This is a genomic window from Paenibacillus foliorum (assembly GCF_013141765.1).
Classification (GTDB): Bacteria; Bacillota; Bacilli; order Paenibacillales; family NBRC-103111; genus Paenibacillus_S; species Paenibacillus_S foliorum.
In genome coordinates, this window is the sequence record NZ_WHOD01000003.1 from 19,150 (window position 1) to 45,336 (window position 26,187).

17 protein-coding genes are annotated in these 26,187 nt (G+C 46.4%); 2 read left to right on the forward strand and 15 right to left on the reverse strand.

Features of this window, described 5'->3' with window-relative positions:
* Window positions 1-49: 49 nt before the first annotated feature.
* From GC093_RS00110 to GC093_RS00135, 6 genes are all read right to left on the reverse strand, one after another.
* Window positions 50-1,219 (reverse strand): mandelate racemase/muconate lactonizing enzyme family protein, encoded by a 1,170-nt coding sequence (locus tag GC093_RS00110; protein ID WP_171649811.1) that lies wholly within the window; start codon window positions 1,217-1,219, stop codon window positions 50-52.
* 52 nt (window positions 1,220-1,271) lie between these two features.
* Window positions 1,272-2,213 (reverse strand): dihydrodipicolinate synthase family protein, encoded by a 942-nt coding sequence (locus GC093_RS00115; protein ID WP_171649812.1) that lies wholly within the window; start codon window positions 2,211-2,213, stop codon window positions 1,272-1,274.
* Window positions 2,214-2,247: 34 nt separating this feature from the next.
* Window positions 2,248-3,705, reverse strand: a complete 1,458-nt coding sequence (gene gucD, locus GC093_RS00120) for an alpha-ketoglutaric semialdehyde dehydrogenase GucD (RefSeq protein ID WP_171649813.1) — start codon at window positions 3,703-3,705, stop codon at window positions 2,248-2,250.
* 189 nt (window positions 3,706-3,894) lie between these two features.
* Window positions 3,895-4,557 carry a GntR family transcriptional regulator gene (locus GC093_RS00125; RefSeq protein WP_171649814.1) on the reverse strand — a complete coding sequence of 221 codons (663 nt, stop codon included), beginning with the start codon at window positions 4,555-4,557 and terminating at the stop codon, window positions 3,895-3,897.
* Window positions 4,558-4,770: 213 nt separating this feature from the next.
* Entirely contained in the window at window positions 4,771-5,520 is a 750-nt protein-coding gene (locus tag GC093_RS00130; protein WP_171649815.1) for a stalk domain-containing protein, read from the reverse strand.
* Window positions 5,521-5,614: 94 nt separating this feature from the next.
* Window positions 5,615-6,868, reverse strand: a complete 1,254-nt coding sequence (locus tag GC093_RS00135) for a leucine-rich repeat protein (protein WP_171649816.1) — start codon at window positions 6,866-6,868, stop codon at window positions 5,615-5,617.
* Between the two features lie 206 nt (window positions 6,869-7,074).
* On the opposite strand from GC093_RS00135, the gene GC093_RS00140 reads away from it, so the two are divergent.
* Entirely contained in the window at window positions 7,075-7,767 is a 693-nt protein-coding gene (locus GC093_RS00140; RefSeq protein ID WP_312886445.1) for a helix-turn-helix domain-containing protein, read from the forward strand.
* Between the two features lie 73 nt (window positions 7,768-7,840).
* On the opposite strand, the gene GC093_RS00145 is transcribed toward GC093_RS00140, so the two are convergent.
* The 6 genes from GC093_RS00145 to GC093_RS00170 form a co-directional block, all read right to left on the reverse strand.
* Window positions 7,841-11,470, reverse strand: a complete 3,630-nt coding sequence (locus tag GC093_RS00145; RefSeq protein ID WP_171649817.1) for an S-layer homology domain-containing protein — start codon at window positions 11,468-11,470, stop codon at window positions 7,841-7,843.
* 18 nt (window positions 11,471-11,488) lie between these two features.
* Window positions 11,489-15,049 (reverse strand): hypothetical protein, encoded by a 3,561-nt coding sequence (locus GC093_RS00150; protein WP_171649818.1) that lies wholly within the window; start codon window positions 15,047-15,049, stop codon window positions 11,489-11,491.
* A gap of 431 nt (window positions 15,050-15,480) precedes the next feature.
* Window positions 15,481-16,545 carry a glycoside hydrolase family 88 protein gene (locus GC093_RS00155; RefSeq protein WP_171649819.1) on the reverse strand — a complete coding sequence of 355 codons (1,065 nt, stop codon included), beginning with the start codon at window positions 16,543-16,545 and terminating at the stop codon, window positions 15,481-15,483.
* A gap of 96 nt (window positions 16,546-16,641) precedes the next feature.
* Window positions 16,642-17,508: a carbohydrate ABC transporter permease gene (locus GC093_RS00160; protein WP_171649820.1), complete on the reverse strand. Its 867-nt coding sequence runs from the start codon at window positions 17,506-17,508 to the stop codon at window positions 16,642-16,644.
* A 38-nt stretch (window positions 17,509-17,546) separates the two neighbouring features.
* Entirely contained in the window at window positions 17,547-18,512 is a 966-nt protein-coding gene (locus GC093_RS00165) for an ABC transporter permease (RefSeq protein ID WP_171649821.1), read from the reverse strand.
* Between the two features lie 71 nt (window positions 18,513-18,583).
* Window positions 18,584-20,125, reverse strand: a complete 1,542-nt coding sequence (locus tag GC093_RS00170; protein ID WP_171649822.1) for an extracellular solute-binding protein — start codon at window positions 20,123-20,125, stop codon at window positions 18,584-18,586.
* Window positions 20,126-20,397: 272 nt separating this feature from the next.
* Between GC093_RS00170 and GC093_RS00175 the strand changes: the two genes are divergently transcribed.
* Window positions 20,398-22,671 (forward strand): helix-turn-helix domain-containing protein, encoded by a 2,274-nt coding sequence (locus tag GC093_RS00175; protein ID WP_171649823.1) that lies wholly within the window; start codon window positions 20,398-20,400, stop codon window positions 22,669-22,671.
* A gap of 65 nt (window positions 22,672-22,736) precedes the next feature.
* On the opposite strand, the gene GC093_RS00180 is transcribed toward GC093_RS00175, so the two are convergent.
* The 3 genes from GC093_RS00180 to GC093_RS00190 form a co-directional block, all read right to left on the reverse strand.
* Window positions 22,737-23,930 (reverse strand): benzoate/H(+) symporter BenE family transporter, encoded by a 1,194-nt coding sequence (locus GC093_RS00180; RefSeq protein WP_246313189.1) that lies wholly within the window; start codon window positions 23,928-23,930, stop codon window positions 22,737-22,739.
* A 291-nt stretch (window positions 23,931-24,221) separates the two neighbouring features.
* On the reverse strand, window positions 24,222-25,187 hold the full coding sequence (locus GC093_RS00185) for an ABC transporter ATP-binding protein (RefSeq protein WP_171649824.1): 966 nt from the start codon (window positions 25,185-25,187) through the stop codon (window positions 24,222-24,224).
* Window positions 25,184-26,167, reverse strand: a complete 984-nt coding sequence (locus tag GC093_RS00190) for an ABC transporter ATP-binding protein (RefSeq protein WP_171649825.1) — start codon at window positions 26,165-26,167, stop codon at window positions 25,184-25,186. Before GC093_RS00190 ends, GC093_RS00185 begins: the two co-directional genes overlap by 4 nt.
* Window positions 26,168-26,187 lie beyond the last annotated feature (20 nt).

Genomic DNA, 26,187 nt, shown 5'->3' on the forward strand with positions numbered 1-26,187 from the left:
CTCCTTCAATTGAAGGAAATCCGGTCTGCTTTTGTGACTCAAATATGATTTACGCCTTGGTTTGTGCTGTACGATCCTGCAGCTGATGCACAGAAATACTGCCCCAGCTCAAGTCAGGCACTCTATATTTCTCGATCAAATCCCAATCCAGCTCCATTCCGAAGCCAGGCTTGTCGCGTTCTGGTACGAGTAAATAGCCGTTCTCGTATTTCACCGGATTTTTTACGATATCGCTGACATACAGCTCTGGTCCTGTTGGATCGGAGGTAAAATTCAAATTCGTTAGCGAAGCTCCCAAATGAGCCATTGCAGCTGTACCGATGGACAGCTCCTGCGTAGTGCCAAGCAAGCAGCCTTTGCCTGCAACTTCGGCAGCAGCAGCCGCTTTGCGCGCTGCGGTAAGTCCGCCGATAAATATCGGTGAAATGTTGAAAATATCAACCGAATCATGGCAGATCATTTGATTCAGCTGACGGAAGCTCCACACATGCTCACTGATAGGGTGATCCACCTTTAAGCGGAAATGGTGCAAGCCTTCAAAATCATTTTGAGGCGCTGGACTTTCAATAAGCTCAAAATCATATTTGGACAAACGCTTAGTTGCCTGCCATGCTTGCTTCCAGTCCAACAAATGGCTGAAATCCAGCGATTTAATGGTTACTTTGGAGCCGAATTCACTTTTGACCCCATCAAGGAAAGCCTCGTCTGCATCCAAATTTTTTCCAACATATAGACGGAATGTATCGAAGCCTTGCTTAAAGCGAGTGCGAACAACCTCAAGGTTCTCTTCAACTTCCTCCATAAACCGATGTCTAAAAATTGGGTAACACACCTTGATTTTGTCCTTCACCCGACCACCGATAAAATCAGCAACCGAAGTGTTCAATAGCTTACCTGCAAGATCATGAAGCGCAGCGTCCACACCATTACGCACGAAATTACCTTTTTCATAGTAGAACATCATTTCTGGAAAATTACTCAACAGCTCTTTGTTGATCAACGATATATCGAACGGATTTTTTCCGACTAGAATCGTTTTTAATACGGTTGTCAGGTCGTTAACATCCAATGAGTACTGCGGAAGGTGGGAAAAGTCAGACATTTCTCCGATACCGGTAACGCCTTCATCCGTCATAATTTCAACGATAACATGTTTGCTTACGAAGCCTGTATGTCTTGGAATGCCCACTACCGTTAATTTCAGGTCTGATATTTTCACTTTTTTTGTCGCTCCTTTAAAGTCATATATGATAGGGTCACTCAAACAAAACTTAATATAATCCCCAGTCCTTCAACAAGTTGGTCACTTGCTTCACTTCATTATCATTCAAGAGGCTGATTGGCGGTCTAACGGCCTTCGAGGGCAACAGTCCAAGCTGATACATTGCTTCCTTCACAACAGTTACATTATTACCCGTGTTGTACTTGGCTCTCAGATCTTCAAACGGAGCAACTTCCTCCCAGATCGACATCGCCTCTGAATAATTGCCTTCCCGCAAAGCATCCAGCATTTTGAACGGACGAATGGTTTCTACATTAACTAATCCAGATGTGAAGCCGACAGCTCCTGCCGCGAAAAAGTAAGGCGCCCACATTTCAGCTGTACCGCAAATCCATACGAGATCCTCTTTAACTCCCTGAACAGCTTTGGTGAAGGAAGGCAGATGGTTTACCGCATATTTAACACCGATAACATTAGGCAGCTTGGCCGTTTCCTGAAGCACTTCTAGTGAAATTTGCTCACTGCGCACATAAAGAATAATCGGAAGCTTGGTGGAAGCAGCAATTTGTTTATAATATTCGATAAGTCCGTCAGCTAACAGATAAGGATGAATTGGTTGGTGCACCATAAGCCCGTCTGCTCCGCATGCTTCCGCGTTCTGCGCTAGATCGCAGGCCGTTTTCACATCATAGCCGACGCCAGCAATTACTAAGCTTCTTTTAGCTACAAGGTCCGTTACATAACGGGTAACCTCTTTCGCTTCATCTATGGTTAGTGCATAAAATTCGCCTGTATTGCCGCAAGGGTATATAGCTTCTAGCCCTCTGTTCAGCAAAAAAGTAATGTTAGCCTTCAATGCAGTCCAATCGATCTCCAAGCTGGAATCAAAAGGGGTTACGTTGATTGCGTTGATCCCTTTAATTTTTTCAATAACGTTGCTGTACACTATATTCGCCGCCTCTCCGGGTATTAAAATAGTAAAATCCTTCATGCACATCCATAACCGTTCTCGCGAATCGGCAATCTTATTGCTTCACAAATACTGTTTTGATCGAGGTAAAAAACTCAATAGCCGCCTGCCCTTGCTCGCGAGAATGGGAGCTGGATTGCTTCATCCCGCCGAACGGAGCTTGCAGTTCAACTCCTGCGCTTTCCGCGTTAACTCTCACCAGACCTGCTTCCATATCATTAACGAATGTAAGCATGTTGCTAATATTTCTCGTGAAGATAGAGGCGCTTAATCCGAATTCGCTGTCATTGGCTGTCTGTATGGCTTCTTCAAATGTATCTACCTTGATCAGAGCCAGTACCGGACCGAAAATTTCCTCTTTGGCAATGGTCATCTCCGGCTTCACATCATCGAAAACAGCTGGTTCTACATAGAAGCCGTCTCCTGTTCCGTTAGGTACTTTTCCTCCGAACAGAAGCGTAGCCCCTTCACTTATTCCCTTTTCTACATAGGAAAGCACCGTTTGCTGCTGGCTTTCACTGGCGCAAGGTCCCATCCACGTTTGCGAATCCATGCCGTCTCCGACCTTTAATTGCTTAACCCGCTCTACCAGCTTCTGCTTAAATGTTTCATAAACAGCGCTTTGTACAATAACTCTGCTCGTTGCTGTACATTTCTGCCCTGTAGAACGCAATCCACCGCTTATCGTTGCTTCAACAGCCAAGTCCAGATCAGCGTCTGCTGCAACGATCACTGGATTTTTCCCGCCCATTTCCAGCTGATACTTCGCTCCGCGAGCAATTGCTCCCATCGCAATACGTTTCCCTGTCTCATTAGAGCCGGTGAATGTAATTCCGTTGATGCCTTTATGCTCAATGATGCCTTGGCCGATTTCACTGCCTCTGCCTACAACCATGTTGATTACCCCTGCCGGCAAACTCGCCTCATGGAAGCATTCCATGATTTTAGCCGCTGTAACCGCTGTCTCGCTGGCTGGTTTAAGAATAACGGTGTTCCCGTATATAAGCGCCGGTGCGATTTTCCAAATGGGAATGGCAACAGGGAAATTCCATGGAGTGATAACGCCAACAACACCTAACGGTACGCGTGTCGTAAACATCAAGGCTTCGCTATCAGTTGAAGGAATGACATCTCCGACTTTGCGCATCCCCTCACCTGCATAATATCTAAGAATCGCGACTCCGCGGGCTGTTTCGCCCTTGGCTTCCGGGAATGTTTTGCCCATCTCGCGAGTCATTGTCTCAGCGACTTCATCCAAGCGCTTCTCCAATGCATTGGCTACTTTGTACAAATATTCGCCTCTAGCTGCGCCAGACAGCTTGCGCCACGCAATCGAAGCCTGCTTCGCAGCAGCCGCTGCATGATCCAAATCTTCTCTGGAGGAGCGCTGAATATAGCCAACGATCTGGCTTTTGTTAGACGGATTAATGCTGGAATCGACCTCTCCGGTTAGTGAAGGCGTCCATTCACCGTTGATGTAGTTCAAAAAAGTTTCTCCTGCTTGGAAGGCCATTCTAGTACACATCCCTTTCCTGACTTCAGTTTAAGAAATATAATATCTGATATATCAGATATTGCCATAAGATGCCTTTATCGTCAACACATAGTTTTGGCTGCACCCTAGTTACCTGACATCTAAAGCTCCCAGTTATCCCCGTCATGTTGTAAAAAACACAGTCAGAGTGCAGCACCAAACCATCTGCTACTTCTTACTTTCCATAACAAAAGAGGCCGTCCTGCGAATATGATTCCGCATAGCTTCTTCCGCACCGTCCGGGTCCCGCTGAATAATTTTTTCCAAAACCAAAGAATGCTCCTTGTAAGCACGATCCAGCTCCTGAGAATCAGACAAAGCCTGCTTGCGAACAGCCCGGTCAAAAGCTCTAACCGCTGTGATTTGTTGAACAATATAATCATTCTGAGCAATATCCAAAATTTTATTGTGAAACGCCTCATTCAGCTCATACAAAAGAGCCCCATCATCCTCTTGAGTCGCCTTCTTTATCTTCAACATATGTTCTTCCAGTTCAATTATTTCCTGATCGGAAATTTTGATCGCAGCGAGCCTGGCAGCCACACCTTCAAGTGCTGATCTTGCCCAGCTGATCTCCTCGATGGAGCTCATTATTTTATTAGATACGAAGGTTCCAATTCTCGGCTTAGTTATGACAAGTCCTTCCTGATCCAAACGGCGTAAAGCCTCTTTGACAGGAGTTGTACTCACACTGAAGCTTTGAGCGATATCCCGCTCCTTGAGATGAGAGCCCTGAGCAATAGTCCCCGATAATATAGCTTCCTTCAAAGCTTCGTAAACCATATCCCGGATGGATAATACTTTTGAACTTATATCTACACGGTATTGCATTGTACTTCTCTCCTCTAATGTTTATGGCCGCGATACTAACACATACGAGTCTGTGATATATCAGATATCTACGCAAATCATATCAACCCGATTATTAGATGTCAATCCAGAATTCAATAGATGGTGGCGCTAGTCAGTTGCATTCATTTTGCTCTTAAAAAAGTTCAAAAAAAAGCGCGACTCTCAACTGAGAGCCGCTCCACAAACCCTTTTCTATTCAATACCGGCAAGCGTTACATTGTAGAAGGCTCCATCAGTCTCCACGCTGGAACCACTGGCGTTTCTATTATAAGTTTGGATTTCTAGAATCTCAACCCCGCGAACGTCCACACTCACCTGAATCGGATCATCCCCTGCAGTGGTTTTAAACGATTTAATAAGCGTCTTATTTCCCTTCTTGTCCACATTATAGAAGCTAACTCCGCCTTTATTTGTATTACCGAGGTTTTTATAAGGAACCACAAGCTGGCCATTAATTTGGCTATAGTTGGAATGGAGCATATAGGTGAAGTTGTAGGCGTTACTGAAGCGATTGAATGCTGTTATCTTTTTGTCAAGTATCTCAAAAACCGCTTTCTCTTCTTTATTAACATAATAATCCATCTCGTTGTAGGTCTTCACTTCTTTAATATCTGTTTGGGCCGCTACAGGTGCTTGTCCCACATAGATCGATGAAGTGTCGCCATCCCATTTTACTTCCTTCTGATTATTTGTTAATGCATTCGACAGCGCTCTTAATGGAAGATAAGTCGTGCCGTCATAGATGAACGGTTCTACGATTTTGCCATCACTATCGGTCGGTTTAATTAATTTACCTTCAACAAATAGCTTGATGCCGCCTTGTACTACATTAATATCGGTAAGCTTTCCATCTGCAAAAGCAGTACCTACCGATGCAAGCAGCGCAAACGTGCAAGCCCCCATTACGAATCCTTTAAGCTTATCTCGATTTAATTTTAACATTTAGCATAACTCCCTTTTATAATAATTTTGTGAATACTCGGATAACAACCAATCGTCTGCATAACCAGCCTTTATCTGCCCAGAAATCCTTAGTTTACATCGGCGACACGGAAGCTAATTCATATTTTTTGGCTTTCAGGTAGCTTAACCCTCCGCCCTCCGACGTAAATTTAACAACCTTATTGGGACTAATCTTCCCAGCGATCTTGGAGTAGGCCTTGCCCACCTGCTTATTATTTTCATCATAGAGGTTAAGGGTAATCTCCACATAGTTCCAATCTTTTTTCGTATAATTCTTGATCTCACCGTAAATTTCATCCACGTTATTGTTAAAGTATTTGGCATTCAGACTCACCATGACAGGGTTGAACACAGCCTCCCACTTATTGGGTGCGGACTTGGATGAAATCTCCTGTTTATCTGGTGATGGCGGAGCGGTTGGAGATTTTGATGCTGATGCTGATGCTGGTGCTGGTGCTAGTGCTGGTGCTGGATGTTGGCTGGATGAAGAAATGGTACAGTTTGGCAAAGCCTTACTAAGCGCTTCAATGTCCGTTGAGCGAATCTTGTTATTCGTTAGCTCAAGCTTGGTTAAATTCTTTAAGCTCTGCAAAGCACTGATATCGGCAATTTTATTGCTGGATAGCCTGAGTGTTTTTAGCTGGGTTAAGCCTTTCAACGCACGGATATCGCTTATGTCATTATCATATAAATCAAGCGAGGTTAAATTAGTTAAGCCTGCCAATGCGTCAATGTCGTTTATTTTATTGCCCGATAAATTAAGCTCCGTTAACTGAGTTAGCCCTTGCAGAGCAGAAATATCGCTTATTTCGTTCCAAAATAATGAAAGCTTCTTCAAATTCGTTAAATCCTTTAGGGGAGTTAAATCCTTGAGGCTGCTATTGATCTCTAGAACTGTAAGATGATTTAACTTAGCAAGCGGTGTCAGATCACTAAATTCATTCCTGTTCTTAGCATCCATTAATGCAAATCGGGTCAAATAAAGCTCCTCTAGATTAGCTAAATCTGCTAATGGTTTTATGTCTTTTATTGGATTATCGTTTAAATTGATTTTTTTCAAATTAGTTAGATCTTCTACCCCCGACAGATCTGTAATATTTCTTTTGGATGCAATTAATTCTGTGAGTGTTTTCAAGTCCTTCTTATGTATTTCTCCTGTTGGACGTTTAATTGCTTCTCTTATTTGAGCATCTAAACCCTGATCCTTGAAAATCACCGTTTTGTCTGCCTGTACACTACTGGTCTCAGCTTGTTTAGGAACGGCTGCCGAACAGCCAGAAGCGGTTGCTAGTATACTGCTTAAAAGTATGATTACTGCCTTCTTCAACGGAATCCCCCTTAACCTATGAACAAAAAACTAAGTCATTAGTCTGCTGCAGGTCGTTACCTTTGAAATTCATAATAGGTGAAAGCTGACCAAATGTCTGTCGACTTTACGTCACATTCGCGTAAAAACGACATATTCCGCAACTTTATACCTACCACTCTGACAATAAATAGATTAAAATGTATATGTTTGGAGGAGATGCACAAGTGTGGGACATACGGTCAGAATTTGGTACGCGCGTTAAAGAGCTGAGATCGCGAAGCGGCATGTCACAGGAGCTGCTGGCCCATCGCTCTGAATTGGATCGTACCTACATAAGCGGAGTAGAACAAGGGCAACGAAATGTCAGTCTGGTCAATATCCAGCGTATTGCTGAAGCTTTGAATGTATCGATAGAATATTTATTCTCAGGCGAGCGTTTTTCAACAAGCCCCGCTTATCAGAAGAAGGACTTTGCTTTGCCTTTTTTAGAGCGTTTCAAATATGAGATTGATTCCGAAAAAAGGATTTTGTCCTTTCAAGTGTACGGACTGCTTACCGGAGAAAATGTGGACTATATGGCAGCTACCTTGCTGGGGATTTGCTCAGCTTTTGGGAAAGGTGAATTGAACGTATTTGTAGACCATCGTGAAATGAAAACTGCAGACGGGGAGCCGGCTGTTTACTCTCTAGAAGTAGCAGAAAGAGCCGTAATATTTCAACAAGGTTTAACTAATTACAGTAATAAAGTTGTTCTTTTATGCAATTCAGAGTTTATGGTTCAACAGATGAATCATGTCACAACAGCTAGTGGTATAAGCGATAAATCCATCCATCTCTACGGTCAGGATCAGGACATGATTAATAAAGCCTACCAGTTGTTGGACATTAATGGGAGCAGCTTAATTAAAACTATATAACGAAACCGCCAGCAAAATTTGTTGGCGGTTTCGTTGTTTCTATAGATAAATCTACAACAGGTACTGATTAAAGTTAAGGTAACAGGCGAAGCAGATTCGCTATAGCTTGAGCCGTTTCTGCTCTGTTCGTCCATTGTGTCGGTTGAAATTCACCACTTTCCATACCGTTCATCAAGCCAGCATTCTTAGCCGCATTGACGGAGCCTACAGCCCAGCTTGATACTTTGCTTTCGTCGGTGAAGCTGCTGCTGGAAGTAGCTTGCAGCTTCGTTCCCTTAGCAGCCACTTCATAGGCTCTTACAAGCATGACCGCCATTTCTTCTCGGCTTAGCTTATCGTCGGGATAGAACGTTGCAGCTGTGCGGCCTCCAATCAGCTTCGCCTCATAAGCAGCAGCTATAGCTTCCGCATACCAGGCTTGAGACGATACATCGTTGAATGGTAAGGCTATAGCTTTGGGAGCCGATAGTCCGAGGGAACGGACCAACAGAGCTGCAAATTCAGCACGGGTTGTCAAGGCTGTAGGTGCGAAATGCTCAGCATCAATGCCGTTGACAATGTGTTTGGCCGAAAGGATATTTACCGCATCAAAAGCCCAATGTCCAGAAGGTAGATCTTTATAGGTTTTATTGTATTCCAGCACCGTATATACACTGAAATGGTTGAGCTTCACTGTAATTTGTTTGTTCACGGTATCAATAAGCCCACCTACATATTCCCATTCCTTAGTTTGCTCGTTAAGGTAATAGACACCAAGCAGTTGTTCATTAAGACCTGAGCTACCATCAAAAGGAATCTTAATCTCGATGGGCTCGTTGAAAAAAGCTAATTTCTTCTCCACGCCGTCTTTAGTAATAATAGACAACTCAAACTGAAGCACTTGGCTCGCTGATTTTACTAGAGCATCCTTAGTTTTCGATGCAGAGCCAGCTAAGCTCTCAGCTTCCTGTCTATCCACAGCGCTTATTTTCAATGAAATTTGTGCATCCTTAGCCACCGCTTCACTTCCAAGCAGTGCTGTTAATGACTTTAAGACCTGAAGCGGAATGCTCACAGTCCCTTTCTCTGATTGAACTTCAAGCTTACCGTTTGGCGACTTCAAAGCAATAACAGCCTCAGCAGGCAACAGAAGCTGCTTCTTGCCAGTTCCCAGCACTAGAACAAGCTTACCGTTAGTATCCGGCTGAAGATCGCCGATTTTCAGGCTTTGCTTATCTCCAGAAACAGCTTCTAGTGGAACGTTCCCGCCACCACCCTTGGAAGGATTCGTAGTATACACTGAAGTAAGTACGCTAATCGCTGCTCCTTCCGATAAGTTTTCTGCTGCATCGGCCGCTTTTACAGTAAAGTTATAGGATGTTCTCGGCTGAAGGCCTGTGAGCGTATAGGTCAGTCCTGTTACTGTCGCTGCTGCTGTTGGATCATTATTCATATAAAGCTTATAGCCCACTACACCCACGTTATCCGTTGCCGCTGTCCAGCTCAAGCTAACGCTGGTTTGAGTCTTGCCGCTTACGCTTACGACAGGTGCGCTTGGCGGGGTGGTGTCTGTTCCTGCAGGCGGCAGGTCTGAGTCAAAGGTTGCCGTAACACCTGTTAAAGGGGCTTTAACTATGCTATTGCCAGCCAAAGCTGATGCTGCTGTACCGCTAATTCGCAGCTGTGTATCTCCGCTTGCATTCAGAACTTTGAAGTTCAGCGTAGCATAAGGCTTCGCACCACTAGCGGCATCCGTACCCATACGGGTGGCGACATACGCAATGTGGCCTCCTTGAATAGTTACATTTTCAAACCCTGTAAGCTTACCATCAACTTTTCTAACGAAACTGTTTGCGCCAATTTCTTCCCTGCTTCCTGCAAAAAGCTCAGTTACCACTTCTTCCAACTTGAGCACAGCAGGATCAAAATCAAAGCTGGATTGAATTCCATACAGAGGATCGGCCCCCACGGCCCATAAATGAACCTGAAGACTGCTTTTACCTGTGGCTGGAAGAGTCACTTGAGAACTATAGCCGAGTTGGCTCACAGTTACATTAGCTACAGCACGGCTCTGTCCATATACGGCTGTTATTACCGTCGAACCGTCCTGCTTACCCGTTACTTTACCTGCTCCATCTACCTCCGCAACTGCTGGATTGGAGGAGCTGAAGCTGGCTAATCCGGAAACATTCAGCTCGGACCCGTTGGAGGTCTGAAGAAGAACCGTTGTTTGACGGCTTGTGCCCAGCTGCAGCACGTATCCTTCTGAATCCAGTTTAACCGAACTCACAGCCACATTAGAGGATACTGATTTACCGGCGTAGGTTGCTGTGATAACGGTGGTTCCTGCGGATAATCCGGTTACCGTACCTGCTCGATCCACCCAGGCAACAGATGAATTGGTGCTCATATAAGTTGAGGATAAAGACACATCCCTTACGCTTTGATCTGAATAAATGGCTGAAACAACCGTTTTATGTGACTCACCAGCTTGTAAGCTGTATGCTCCTGTATCCAATTGCAGATCCGTGAGCACAGGATATACCGTCACTGTAGCCGCAGCTGATTTACTGCCATAGATGGCTGTAATTACAGTAGTCCCCGGACTATTGCCGGTAACAAGCCCTGCTCCATTAACCGAAGCAACAGATGAGTTATTCGACGAATATTTAGCCGCAGCTGTGACATTTCTTAAACCATTGGAATAAACAGCTGTCACTACAGTCGCGCGCTCCGCCCCCTGCTGAATACTGTAAGCTGCTGCATCCAGCTGCAGGCCGTTAAGCACAACATCACTAGCAACATCAATAGTTGTTGATGCCGTTTTACCGGCATAGTGGGCAGTGATGACCGCAGATCCGATGCCTTTGGCTGTTACAACTCCTTTGGCATCCACTTGCGCTATCGCCGTATTTGAGGAATCATACCAAGCTGCCTTCGTAACATCACCAATCGTTCCATCCGGATAGTTGGACGTCACCTTGGATGTGTGTGTGTGGCCGATTACAAATCCATAGGGGGCTTCCAGCTGAATGGAAGCAGGTACTTCTGTTACTCTCAGGTCATCGAAGGAGACCGTTCCAACCTGATTGGAGCCAATGGCAAAGCGAATATAGGTCAGTGGACTGGTGGTCTCGGACCGAAAAGAAAACTGCGCCCCCACCAACTTGCCGTCAACATATACATCATACTTCCTTGAAGCCGTGTCCAGCACAATATGAATTTGATACCAGGTACCTGCTGTGAAAGTCTGCAGCTTGGTATTGGTCCCACCATTGTAAGCCTTTATGCTGTTACCTTCGAGCGATATATTGATGCCTGTTTGATTAGTGCTATTAGAGTTATTAATATAGGGAGCCGACTTAATTCCCTCAATTTCATCACTCTTAACACGGTAATCGACAACAAGTTGGCCGCTCAAGCTAATATTTTTCCGATCTGCATTTACTGTACCGTTCGTATTGATTTTTGTAATTTTTACATTTTTATTACTAACATCGCCCGCATCCTCCTCAACCATCACCGAGCCTGAGGCCACTGTAGTGCCCCAGTTCGATCCACTCAAAGCAGCTGTAGGATAATTATCGAAACGCTCATCCACGTATACAGAAGCAGGTGCAGCTCCAAACGCCACCGAAGGTGCACCAGATATCACTAACAGCATGAACGCGGTCATTAGCAGCGCAGCAGCAGCCATTGGGTATTTTATTGTCAAATGTCTCATTGAAGCAAGCCTCCTTCCTTATTGTTTATTGATATACAAGCCGAGCAGAGACAGGTCCACAATCGAAATGATTCCATCTCCGTTCAAATCGTACAAGTATGGGAAGTTCACTCTATCGCTAGCTACCGTTCGCCCCTGCTCCTTCCACAGATTAGTCAGCTCAGAGACCGCAGCCTGATCACCATTGACCCGAATCATCCCAGCTTGCTTATCGATAAATGTATCATTGCCGCCGCTAAGTACTAATTTCATCCCCTCATCTTCAACCGTAATAGCCTGCAAAACATCGCTGCGCGTAGAATAAGTCTGCACAGGAGTTACGGAAAAGCTGCCCGTCTCGCTATCAGGAGCATATTTGGCCACAAAATAAACCCATTCTCCAGCCCTATAGGCAGCAGGAGCCGCCGAATCGGTCAGCTTGACCATAAGCTTATCCGAGTTAGCAAATTGAACAGTAACCCCATTATTATCAGAGACTCTAACATTTGTCGGATCCCACAGCGCTTTCGTGTAAAGATCATCCATAACCTTGCCATTCGTTGTGGTGAATCCCGCGTTCAGCTGATTAATATCAGCACTTGATAGCCATGTCGGTTTAGCCGTGCCGCCTGCTGGGGCATTAACCGCCTTCAAGCCGGGCCAACCGCTTATTTTTGCCGTGCCTGCACGAATTTCACTAGCGGAAGCTTCTCCCGAATCCTGTGTTAAATCTAGCAACGGAGAGCCATCTGCTGCATAAATACCATTTATCCGTACCATGTTAGGATCTATGCTTCCAGGCACATAGGGATAATCGGGAACCGACATGTACGGCAGACCGATCAGCTGATTCAATGATTTATAGCTTTGATCGGAGCTGAATTGAACGGCTAACACGTTATAAAGCGATTTTCCATTCGTAATGTAATACTGCTTCGTAATATTCGAATTAGCCGTAGTGACACCTGTATCTTTCCGAACATAATAGTTAGTCGTCGCCATATTCGAAGTAGAAGCCTTCACATCATCGTATATCCACTTGTCGTTAGCGTCTTTAAAATACATGCCCATAACTCGATCAATTTTGGGTCCTTCTGAGGTTACAGTTCCAGAATCTATCAGATTTTCTGTAAAATCAGTTCCGGATACCGAGATTGTCAGGGGCTGTCGGTTATCATTTTTGAAATACGCCGACACTTTACCTTTACGAAATGTATATTCCTCCAGCTTCTGCTGCTCGATAGGTACCCATGCATATTTCTGCAGCATATGGTGCAGCGCAACAGGACCATGTACCGCAATATGGCCCAAATTGGCCGTTTCTCCATAGGATGGAATTAAGGAGCTAGGTCCTTTAATCAAAAAGCGTCCCAAATCCGAATTCAACTCTTGAGCCCAATAAGACAAGCCTGAAAAATTACCCATATTAAAGCTGGAGCCACCGCCTTCATTGTGCCGTGAGCCCGCAAAAATCCAGCCATCGGCAGAAAGGCGTGAGTTGAAATATTCGGCCATTTCCATGCCATCCGCATGAATGATGCTTTTGAAATCTCTAAATGCAGCATTATCATCTGGGATCTCATTGATAATTTCAGCTAGATCGCTCAGCGATACGCCTGCGTAGCTAACGTCAAATCCGTTCACCTCATAAAAAATTTGTTTGCCGTCGACCTCCTGCCTTGCCTCTTTCCGAAATCCTCCTTCCTTCGGCAGATTCGTTCCAGGAATTCCTTTTGTATAATAATCGTAAATTTCATTTTTCAGTGCCTGATCATCATACAGTACCGCCAGCTCAATACCTCCCAGCAGCGCTACAAGCGCCTGGTTCTGAGATTTCTGCGTGCTAAATTTGGTTACCCGAGTCAGCCATGTCCACATAGAATAAGCCGTCTCCTTACCCTCATCCAGCTGCTCTGGTGTGAAGAGTTCTTGACCATACTTCAAAGTGCTCGCCAAATTATGAAGACCAAATGCGGTTGTCGGATAGTCAGCACCTGTAGTGCTTCCACTGACATAATAAGGCACATAGGCTGCACCGCTATTCTTAGCACCATCCAAAAGCTTATCCGAATTAGCCGGATTATCGATCGTTTGAACACGATTATGCAAGTAGAAATCAAGAGCTTTTCTCGCCTGCTTAGCTAGCAGCTCATCCTGTTTACCCGACAGCTTCCACATATAAGCAAATAGGCCTGCGGCTCCAAAGCCCGCTTCCGTGCTGCTGTTTTGTTGATCCATACCGATAAACGACGCATTGTCAAAAATTACGGTTCCCACAGCCTGATCCAGCATCAGCTCGAAAGTCATCGTGTAAGCCGGGTATTCCGCATCAAAGATACCGCTTAGCTCCTTCCAGCTCCCATCTGTCGGACTACCATAAAATATTTTGCTGCCCACTAGCAGACCATTTTTATCGTTATAACTGATTTTTGCTGCCACTCCGCGCCCATCTGCTGCTATAAATCCAGGCAATGTTCGGTACTTGACGGAAAACACCCGATAATCGCCTCCAAATTGCCGTGTTCCGTTCGACGAAGCATTGGCCAGCATGCTGACCGAAGCAACTGTATCTGTTGAAGTGGAAACGATCTGTGCTCCCTTACCGCTCAAACCGTTAGAGCTCTTTTGATCTATGGTCACCGCAGTTCCGTTTGGTTTATTTTCTTTCCAGGCAGGCGTCGCATCGAAATTTGCATTTGGAATTGCTGCCGCTCCTTTATTTCCGACCTGAACTCCAGCTGATCCGGCTGCTGTGGAAATCGATGTATCCAACCGCATCAGTCGAATGCCGTCCCAGTAGACCGTTCCCGACGCGCCATCCAGACCTGCTTCCACAACAATACTGTCGGGCTGCACCGAAGGTACTGTCACCAGACCGCGGATTTCCGTCCAATCCTGTGTGCCTTTGCCACCGCCGCCTTCATTAAATACATAAGGGACTTCAAGTACTGCACCATTGGCATTCTTGAAGGAAACCTTCGCGTACACCCCTTGGCCTGAACCGGTTACCTGCTCCTTTTTTACATACGCGCTAAACAGCATTAAACTGTTAGGCTTTAAGGTTACAGTCGCTGGATTCACATGATCAACCAGCACGTTGAGCGGGTTCGTAATGGTTTGTGTAAGAACACCACCGCTCTCTGACAACGCTTCCATTTTTATCATTCTTGCAGCTTCATAAGCAGCTTGCACATCATTTACCCAAGTCAATTGCGCAGCTCCTGTATAGCTCCAGTTATCCGGTGCACCTGCATAAGAAGTACCCGCCTCAAAGCCCATATTCGAAACGATGTTACCCGTTAACAGGTTTCCGTTGCTTACAGTCACCTTCTGCGGAAAGTTATCTGTTCTGCCGTCAGGCTGTTGATTAGCAAGCAGATTGTTTTTGAAAAATTGCAACTGTTTCTCCGCCACGCTTATATCTGGATACACCCGGTCTACCCTATCCAAAAAAAGATTCGCATCTGGCGTAATCGCAGCAGCAGCAGCAGCCGTTGGCACAGATACAGAGACACTCGTAAAAGCCGACACCGACACAGCTAGTGCGAGCATCGCCGCTCCCCAAGATTTGTGCTTTCCCACATTTTGTCCTTGTTTCATCTTGTTTTCCCTCCTGTATTCATGTTTTTGGGTACAACAAATCAAGGGGAAGTAACCAACTGCTCCCCCTGATTGTAAGTATTAATAAAGGCACTTCACCAAAATAATTTTGTGCCTTTAGTGCGAAACGAAAGCCGATCAAGTTCTATGACAACTAGAACTGGAAAACCTACCTCTAGTTTGACTAATACTCATTTCCGTTGGAATAATCACCCAATTATCGCCAGAAAATCCAGTTAGATCAATCTCAATTCAGAAATTGGGCAAATCATATGCAGCTTTTCCTGTTCAACGAGTTTCAAATGTTTGAACCTGAAATCAGCGGTCGATCCTCTTAGCTTTCAGGATTTATTCCAATGCGTATGTGCCTCTTACGTTGATTGCAGAGCTGAGCATGGAGTCTGTCAAATCACATCACTCCACTTAATCAGCTATTGCTGCTGAAGCAGCTCGCTGATCAGCAGCAGCGCCAATGCTTGCCCATACGGAGTCGGCGTAATCTTCACTTCGTTGTACGCCTCCACCGTAGGCATAACCGGCGTGCCGCCGGACACCCCATGCACCGCGCCGTATACATCGACGTGGATCATGACCGCGTCGGCCGCCTTGCGCACCGCTTCGCGAAGCTCAGCTTGCAACCCTGCATCGGCGATCAAGCCGCTGCGCAGCGCTACCGCAAAGCCGTAGGCGATGCCCGCCGTCGCCGACGTCTCCAAGTAAAAGTCCGGCCGGTCCATAACGGTATGCCACATACCGTTCGCTGTCTGAAGCCGGACCAAGCCTTGCACCAGCGCCGTATACCGCTCGCCCACCTCAGGCGGGATATCGGCCAAATGCTTCACTTCGGCGATGATCTCCGGCACGCCGAAGGCCACCCATGCGTTCGCGCGGCCCCAGCGCGCAGCCGACATGTGGCTGCGATGCAGCCCGTCGAAGCCGTGGAACAGCACGCCCGTCGCCTCATCCTGCAGAATCTGCAGATGAACGACGACCTGCTTCACGGCTTCCTGCGCCATCGCCTTGTCGCCGGTCAGCGACGCGAGCCGCGCCAGGAACAAGGCGCCGACAACTAGCGTGTCGGCCCACAGCTGCTCCGGGAAGTCGACGCCTTCCGTCACCGTGTGCTCGAAGCCGCCTTCCTTCGTACGCGGCGCTTCGTGCATCAGCCACTCGCCGTGCTCACGCACGAGCGGCATCCACTCCGCCGCAGCGAACGGCTCGCTGCGCAGCATTTCCGTCAGCGCGGCAAACGGTGCTGTCGAGTTAATAACGCGCTGCGCTGCCGCCTTATGGCGATTGTCGCGCATCCAGCGCCACAAATAATCGCGAACCGCCTCTGAGCCGCCGATCGCTTCGCCATATTTCACTGCGGCGATTAATCCTACGCCCGGCTTCCAGTCCCAATTGTACATGTTGCGCTGCCAATCGCTCTCCGGTGCGGTTACCATGTACTCATATACCTGCTGCGCCTTGCTCAGCAGCTTTTCTCTATCCATCCTCATCGCAACCTCCTCTTAATGTTTTGTTTATCTATGCTTCTCACTTCTCACTTCTCGTTTCTCACTTCTCACTTCTCACTGCTCACTTCTCGCCTACCCCTTCACCGAACCGATCATCGCACCTTTAGCAAAATACTTTTGCAGGAACGGATAGATCAATAAAATCGGCACTGTCGCGATAATGATCATCGCCATTTTGACCGTCACGCCTATTTTTGGCGTATCCCCTGACATCGCCGCATCAACGGCATCGCTGGTCATCTGCACCAAAATTTGCCGCAATAGCACCTGCATCGTCATTTTACTAACATCGCTGTTGTACATAACCGCTTGGAAAAATATATTCCACTTCGAGACCGCATAAAACAGCGTCAACGTAGCGATAACCGGTAGTGAAATAGGAACAATGATACGCAGCAATACTCCGATATCGTTACAGCCGTCCATCTTAGCCGACTCCTCCAGCTCGGACGGAAGTGACCGGAAAAAGCTGACCATAATCATCAGGTTAAACACGCTCAGCGCACTTGGAATAATTAAGGACCAGAGTGAATTGAGCATACCTAGCTGCTTTACCAGTAAATAGGAAGGGATAATTCCTCCATTAAACAGCATCGTGAAAAAAGCGATAAACAGCATTACACTTGCACCCTTAACCGACCGTTTGGAAAGCGGATAGGCCAGAGTCGTTGTCAGCACCATACTTATCGCCGTGCCTACAACGGTAATAAACACCGTATTTTGCAATGTTTGAATGAACTGACGATTTTGGAACACCACGCTGTATGCTGCCGTCGACCACTGCTTAGGCCAAAACAACAGCTGTCCTTCATATACCAAATGCGACGCGGAGAACGACATTACCAATACATTCCAGAACGGGAATATCATCATTAACGCCAGTAAACCTAGGAGCGAATAGTTAATTATTTCGAATCCTGTACTTTTTTGCCTTTTCATCGATTATCTCCTCCCTCGAGGTTTGGTGTACTACATGGCTAGAATAAGGAATTATCACTAGTCTTTTTAGCCAAATAATTGGAGCCAAGTATTAGAACAAGCCCAACTGCCGATTTAAACAGCCCTACCGCTGCCGCAAAGCTGAAGTTGCCTTGAAGCACACCGGCCTTAAACACATAGGTATCAAATACCTCCGCCACATCACTAACCATAGGGTTACCCATCATATACAGCTGGTCGAACGAAAGGCTCATAATATGTCCAATCCGCAATAGAAGCAGCACAACCACTGTGCTCATCAATGCGGGAATCGTAATCGATTTCATTTGATGCCAACGGTTTGCTCCATCCACTCGTGCCGCCTCATACAGCTCAGGATTAATACCCGCCAGCGCCGCCAGGAAAATAATGGTCCCCCATCCTGCTTCCTTCCAAATGCTTTGCAGCGTAATCATACCCCAGAACAGCTGTTTATCGAGCAGCAGCTGCACATTCGGGAAGCCCAATGCACGGACAATCTGTGTAACCAGCCCTTCCGAGTTCATCAAGGTTATCGTTAATGAGCAAATGACAACCCACGACACGAAATGGGGTAAATAAATAATCGTTTGAATCGACCGCTGGAACCATTTTAACCGTATCTCATTAAGCAGCAGCGCCAATACAATCGGAGTCGGGAAAAATAACACTAAATTCAACAAACTGATTACCATCGTATTGCGCAGTACCAACCAAAAATCCGGATGTTTAAAAAGCCGTTCAAAGTGGGCGAGGCCGACCCAATCGCTATGCAAAATACCAGCAAATGGGTTGTAATCCTGAAAGGCAAGAACAATTCCGTACATCGGTACGTAGTCAAAAAGCAGAATAAAAGCCATGCCAGGCAATGCCAGCAAATATAAGTAACGGTCCGTCCATAGCTTCTTCCAAAGCTTACCGCTCTCCGTACGGGCAGCAGCTGCCGGTCTTCTTCCTGGGTATGCGGCTTCCGTTCTTGTTGTCATTATCCATCACTCCCTATAGAAAGCTTGGGTACGTGCCGATAATCTGACACGCACCCTTTTGCCGCTCCATTTTATTTACCTGCTGTAGCCGCAATTTCCTCGATCCATTTAGCGCCTTCAAAACGGTCGTACCATTGCTTCACAACACTATCCCAATCCTTCACTTCCGTATTGCCCATAATGACTTTTACAATGTTGGTGTTGATAAAAGCATCAGCCTCTGCTCTATATTTCGAACCGACAGGGGAGAATGCAAAATCCATAGGTGTTGGGATTTTCAAGAACTTTTCAAGCATTTTATTGCCATCTATAACAATCTTTTGCGCTTCCGCAGAGTTTTTCTTGCTCACGAACATTTCCTCTGTAGGCTGCATAGGCAGTGTTCTGAGGAACGTACCTGGCATATCACGGGAAATCAGCTCGCTTTTCACTTCATTCTTGCCATCTTTTTTCGTAAAATGAATACCTTCTGCACCATACAGGTTGAACGTTTGGCCTTCAGGACTTGCTCCAAAATCTAACCATTCCATCAGCTTTTGCATTTTTGCCGGATCTTGAGCTGCTTTTTTAGAAACGAACAAGCCTCCATATTCCACGCGACCTGTAGCCCCTTGCAGCCCCGCAGGACCTTTTACGGGTTCAAAAGGCAATAGCTTAGCATTAGGATTCGCTTTCTTAAAGTTATCCTCAAAATCATTTACACGAGACATATAATGGAAGAATACCCCTGACTGCCCTTTACTAACTACCTTGGATTCAGCTGTTTTGCCATCGGTTACCGCAAAATCCGGATCAATCAAGCCATCCTTGAAGGCTTTGTTCATCCAAGTCAAGTACTCCTTGAAAGCAGGTGTAGCGAAGTAGGGAACGTACTTTCCATCGGATTGCTTCACCCATTTATCTTGAATACCGAAGGGCTCCTGTAAACCGCTAACTCCAATAAATGCATTGGCTCCATAACCAATCTGGATACCGTACGTATCCTTCTTGCCGTTTTTATCCGGATCGTTGAAGGAAAGTGCCTTGGCTACATTGTACAGTTCATCCATAGTTTTCGGCGCTTGCAAGCCGAGAGCATCGAGCCAATCCTGACGGATCAATGGAGCATCACCAGAGGCAACCGGGTTACGTACGTTGGCAATCGCATACGTCTTATTTTGATATTTGGTAAGGTAAAGATCCTTTTGCTTCTTCAGATTCGGATACTTATCGATGTATTCATCTAAAGGTACAATTTCTCCAGCCTTGATCATCCCTACAATAAAATCATCCATCGTTCTCCACGCGAACGCATCTGGAACATCGCCTGACGCAATTTGTACACGGATTTTCTCTTTATAAATCTCATAGGCATTCACTGTGATATCGAATTGTACACCCAGCTTATCCTGCAAATATTTCATAGCTTCATTACTGTCAGCTGAGGTGCTTGGAATCGTGTTACCGGAATCATAGGCCAGCTTCAGCTTCACTGGACCTGTAGGTGCTTTGGCAGCCCCTCCTGGTTGAGGCTTATCGGAAGTGCTTCCGCAGGCTGCTGTAACTCCTACTAATGCAGTGACCAGCAATGCGCTTGCAGTGCGTTTCCAGAGATTCGTGCTATGAACTGTCATTGTTTGTATTCCCCTTTTCATTTGTATTCGATTGTACAGATGCTCTCTTGTCTCCGTCATCAATGTACCTTTCTCCAAGCAGCTTCGGCAACGATCAATTCCGTAAAATGGCTGTAAATGACCGAAATGACCATATAATTAAACGCAAAAGCGGGCGTTCTTCGCCTATCTATTCTCTGTATCATTATCGCCAAATGACTCATTTGCACAAAATGACACTATCCATGCTATAATCTTACCGTTATATTTTTAAATAGAAAGGGGGGCGCTCTGTGCGTCTGCAACATTCCAAAAAAGCGCAAACACTCATCGTCATGCTGCTTCTGACCTCCCTCTGCATCACAGCCATGGGCTACGCGGTTTACCGGATAGCTACGGATACTTTGGCACAGGAGGTGCAAAGCGCCTACCATGTGTCTTTGCAGCGTACTCAGGATCGAGTCCAAAACTACTTCAAGCAAATCGACCAATCCGTGCTTCAATTCGAAAAGCTTCCTGCCCTCGAATCGCTCATCATGCCAGGAGCAGAAGAAAATAATCTTGAAATTCTAACGCTGCTCGAAACCATGCTGCGCATGCAAACATCGATCGATGATGTCGATAATATAGCTCTGTATCGTATTAGCAACAAAAGGCTGTACAGCACCAACCATCAGGTCACTGCTTTTCAAGAGGATTACGGAGCTGCCATTGCCAAATTCGAGCAAACGGATAAAAACTACTCCTTTTTTAATCTGACAGTTAAGCAGGCTCCTACTACCGTCTATATCCGCAAGCTGCCGATATTTCAAGGCTCTAAAGCCCTCTATATTATTATTCATTTGAACCAACAGTTCTTCGATCATATACTTGGCTCTTCTAATGAAGCAAAAGGTAATTATTTCATCTTGGATGAAGACCATCAATTGCTGCAAAACCGCGGGATTATGGACACGTCTCGACTGATGGCCGATGTGGTTCCGGAAATTTTACAAGAGCGCCCCGCTTCCGACAAGCTGTTCACCGCCTATTTGCCGCCTTCCTATAATGGCTGGATATTCGGCTTCGCGATTCCTAGTGAGGAGCTTTTCACGAAAATAAATGGCATTCGCAATGTGACCTTTATTTTGGCTGCTATTTTGTTGGCTCTAGCCGTGTTAGTCACTATCTTATCCACGAACCGACTATGGCGGGGCTGGAAAGATATCGTTTCCCTTCTGGATGAACCGGCGGCAGACACCGGCACGATACATTCAGCCAAAAAAGCTGCCCATCGCGACAATGAATTTCATCATATTTACGATAAAATGCAGCGTATTAAAGAAACGAGGGACGAGCTGAAGGAGCAAGTAAAAGAGCTGACACCGGAAATCCGAGAAGCTTTCATCCGCAATATGCTGCAAAAGGGTCTGCGCTCCCAGGAGGATCTGGATAAATGCGAACGGTATCAGATTGAGCTTCTATCGGGGGGCTACAGCTGCTATTGTGTAGAAATTGACCAATATAAAAGTATGTCCGGTATATACTCGGAGATTGACCTGTACTATTTTCGCTATGGACTGTCATTGGTTATTCAAGAAGTTATGGATGGGAAAGGCAAAGGGGTCATTACCAGACACGGAGAAGGGCGTTTTCTGGCCTTGATTTCTTTAGAAGATACAGCAGGTTCTCTGGACGCATCCAAAGCTGCCATTCATGAGGCTGCTACAACGATCCGCGACTTTATTGAGCAATACTTTCCCTTCACCGTATCTATCGGAATCAGTCTGATGAGGAAAGACTATGCGTATATAAGCTTGTCGTCCCAAGAAGCAGAGGATGCGCTGAAGCATAAGCTCGTAACTGGGACTAATGAGATTATCCCTATTGAAGAATTCCGGAGAGAATCAGACGGAGCGGCATCTGCTCTGCCAATATCATTCCGCGAGCTAGAAAATGATGTTATTTACGCTATCCGCTCACTGGATCCGGAGTTGGCCTACCGTTATATTGATAGGCTTGGAGAGCTGCAGGGATTACGGACTATTAGCTATCAATGGCTGCAAAGCCAGCTGACCGAGATGGTATTCTCGATCTACCGTACCGTGGGCAGCACGCTTCGGAAGCCTTCTGCTGAGCCCCTGATGAGCGACCTTATGCAGCTCGCAACATTGGAGGAATGGATCGCTTGGCTTAAATCGCAGGTTGTCGATCTACTATCCTCTGAATTGCAGCAGGAGCATCGGAAGCACATGCTCAAGGTATCCCAGCAGCTCACTGCCTACATTCATGAGCACAATGAAGAGGATTTGCGGCTGGAGGTTTGCTGCAAATCGCTTAATGTTCCGACCTCCATCGGCAAGCAAGCGCTCAAGGAGGTCCAGGATACAACCTTCTCGGACTTCCTGCTGCAAAGCCGCATTGAGAAGGCGCAGAGCTGGCTCATTCACAGTGAAATGAGCATAGAAGAGATGTCTTCCCGCCTTCAGTACAGCAATGCACAGAATTTCTCTCGCACCTTCAAGAAGGTCATAGGCCTACCGCCCGGCCAATACCGCAAGGATGCGAGAGAGCAGCTAAGAACCTAACCTGCGGGTTAGGTTCTTCTTTACTGGAAGTATGAGTATTAACGAGTATTAACACCACTACGCACTTATTTGCCTATCACTCTGCTTTTTTCAAGGATTGGAGCCGTAGGCGTAAGAGCTTTGCCTTCACCTAAAATTTTGGCTATAAGCACTCCGCAGATAAGCGACCAGACCGGCGCAGCAACACCAAGAATAGTTACATTGGATACGGCAATTGCAAAAGCAAACAAGGTGGAATACCGGTAGGAAGTCTCTGAAAAGGCAGATTGCAAGCTGTTCAGCAGCACACCAACCAAGGTGAAGCCTGCAATAATCGTAATAAAATGCAGCGGAAGAACTTCGATTAGCAGTACGGTGCCCCATGCAAATAGCCCGAACAAAAGCACAATGCTGCCAGAAACGACCCCTGCCATATACCTTTTATGTCGTGGACCCGCTTCTTCCTGACTGCACACGGCGCTCATCATCCCTCCGACAGTTGCTGCATGCCCTCCAAAAAATCCGACTATTACCGTCGCCAAGCCTGAGATGACCAGAATCTTATTAACTGGCAGCTCATAGCCATTTTTCCTCAGAGCAGCAAGAGCTACAGCAATATCATTACTTAAAATCAGGATAGCCACTGGTATTGTAATGGACACAAACGCATGTACAGTAAAGGTAGGCATGATAGCTTCCGGCCAAACGAAAACAGCCTCATTCAATGGCGGAAACGATGAACTGAGTGAAAGCCCGATAATTCCGAAAACGAGCACACCGATAATCGGGGGAATCTTCTGCGAAATTTTGGGCATGATCAGAAAACCCGCGAGAGCAAATAAGCCTATTACCGGAGCTTGCTTGAAAGCCGGAACCATTTTGACAATGTAGTTCAATACCAATCCTGCCAGCATGGCATCCAGCATCGGCCTAGGTATGTAACGAAGCCATTTAACGAAGAGTCCTGATACGCCAACGATAGCGATAAGTGCCCCAGCAAGCATATAGCTGCCTGCCAGCTCGGATAATGAATATCCCGCAGCGGCTGTGCTCAAAAAAGCAGCAGCCGTTATCGAGTGAGCACCGGCAATTGGAATTTTATAAATCAAAGGGAGAACAATGCTTAATAAGCCACCAAAAAAATAAACGACAAATATCCATGAGATCAATTGAGGACGGCTGAAGCCTGCAGCATTGGCTGTATCAATCACAAGAATAGCTCCTCCCGTGCAAGCCATTAACGCAGATAAAATTCCATTAGAAATATTTTGTGTGTTCAAGTTTGCTACCTCCAGCAGGTGTCATACCATTTCATCTATAATACCTTAGTTGCAGGAGAAGCGGCAAAAGCTTTTTATCGGTAATAACAGCAAAAAAAGCAGACCGAATGAGATTCTGATTGTTTTAGATCGCGAGGATGTTATTACGATTTTATCAAATGTCTTTGTAAACAGGGTAGTACCAACAAAAAGCGTATTTACCTATCATGCAAAAAGCACACCCGGAAGGTGTGCTTTTTGCGATACAACGTGCTTTTGCTTGTGAAGCGAAAGGTTCATTTTCATAATAGTTTAATACAAAAAGCAGGCCACCTGATGGTCAGGCAGAACTTCTTTAAGCACCGGCCGCTCAAGAGAGCAGCGATCAAACGCTTTAGGACAGCGTGTATGGAACGGACAACCAAGCGGCGGATTAGCAGGGCTCGGTACATCACCCTCTAATATTATTCGCTCGCGCTGAACGTTTCGCTTCGGCTCAGGAGCCGCCGATAGCAGCGCTTCCGTGTAAGGATGCAGCGGCTTTTGGAACAGGCTCTGCTTGGAAGCAATCTCCACCATGTTCCCTAAATACATCACGCCCACCCTATCGCTTATGTGTTTGACGACCGCGAGATTATGCGAAATAAAAATATACGATAAATTAAATTGATGTTTTAATTCGACCATAAGATTAAGAATCTGCGATTGAATCGACACATCAAGCGCGGAAACCGCTTCGTCCGCGACAATCAGCTTCGGATTGAGCGCCAACGCGCGGGCAATCCCGATCCGTTGACGTTGGCCACCTGAAAATTCATGCGGATGCCGGAACCGATCTCCTGATCGGAGGCCGACTGTCTCCAGAAGCTTAATCACATCCTGATCGACATCCGATTTGGACGTCTGGCCGTGGATATGGAACGGTTCTGCGATTAAATCGCGGATCGTCATTTTCTGATTGAGCGACGAAGAAGGATCTTGAAATATCATTTGAAAATCCTTGCGCAGCTTCCGCAGGTTGGCTGGGCTCATTTGCGCGATATTCTGGCCGTTGAACAAGATACTGCCCTCCGTCGGTTCCAAAACCCGCATCAGCATGCGTCCCATAGTCGATTTTCCGCAGCCCGATTCTCCTACGATTCCGAGAGTTTCACCGGCATTCACTGTGAACGAAACCCCATCGACTGCTTTAACATGGCCAACCGTTTTGCGAAAAAATCCCGACTTGATCGGAAAATATTTTTTGAGATCTTTCACTTCAAGCAGCAGTTCGCTCATAGCTTGCCTCCGTTCTTGACTAGATCGCAGCGAACGAAACGCCCCGGTTCAATTTCCCTCAATTCGGGCAATTTTTGGGCACATGAAGGCTGTGCCACTGCACAGCGTTCAGCAAACCGGCAGCCGGGAGGAAATGCCGCTGCGCTTGGGACCGTACCCGGAATCGAATACAGCACGTCCTTCTCATCTTTCAATGAGGGGATGGAGGCGAGCAGTGCCTGGGTGTATGGATGCAGTGGCGTATCGAAAATCGTATCCGCATGTGCGCTCTCAACAACCTGCCCGGCGTACATGACCACAACGTGATCGGCCATCTCAGCGACGACGCCAAGATCGTGAGTAATTAAGATGATGGACGTGTTCAACTTGTCCCGCATTTTTTTCATCAGCTCGAGCACTTGAATTTGGATGGTCACGTCTAAAGCAGTCGTCGGCTCGTCCGCGATCAGCAGCTTGGGCTCACAGACCATCGCCATTGCAATCATGACCCGTTGGCGCATGCCTCCGGACAATTGATGAGGATATTCCTTCACAATGTGCTCCGCCCTCGGCACTCCGACGAACTTCAGCATCTCCACTGCCTTAGTATTCGCTTCGGCTGTGGAAACAGAACGGTGCCGCAGCAGCACTTCCGTGATCTGCTCACCCACCTTCATCACCGGATTAAGCGCGGTCATTGGCTCCTGAAAAATCATCGATATCCGATTGCCACGAATTTCAGTCATTTCCTTTTCCGCTAGCTTCGTCAAATCTTTTCCTTCAAACCAGACCTCTCCGTCAACGATACGTCCCGCCGGTTTTGCGATCAGTTGCATAATGGATAGAGAGGTGATGCTTTTGCCGCTGCCCGATTCTCCGACGATGCAGACGATTTGCCCTTCGTCCACATTCAGATCGATGCCGTCCACGGCGCGGATTACTGCATTTTTGGTATGAAAGTATGTTTTCAAATTGCGGATTTCTATAAGTTTATTCGCCATGACAAGCCCCTCTTTCTGGA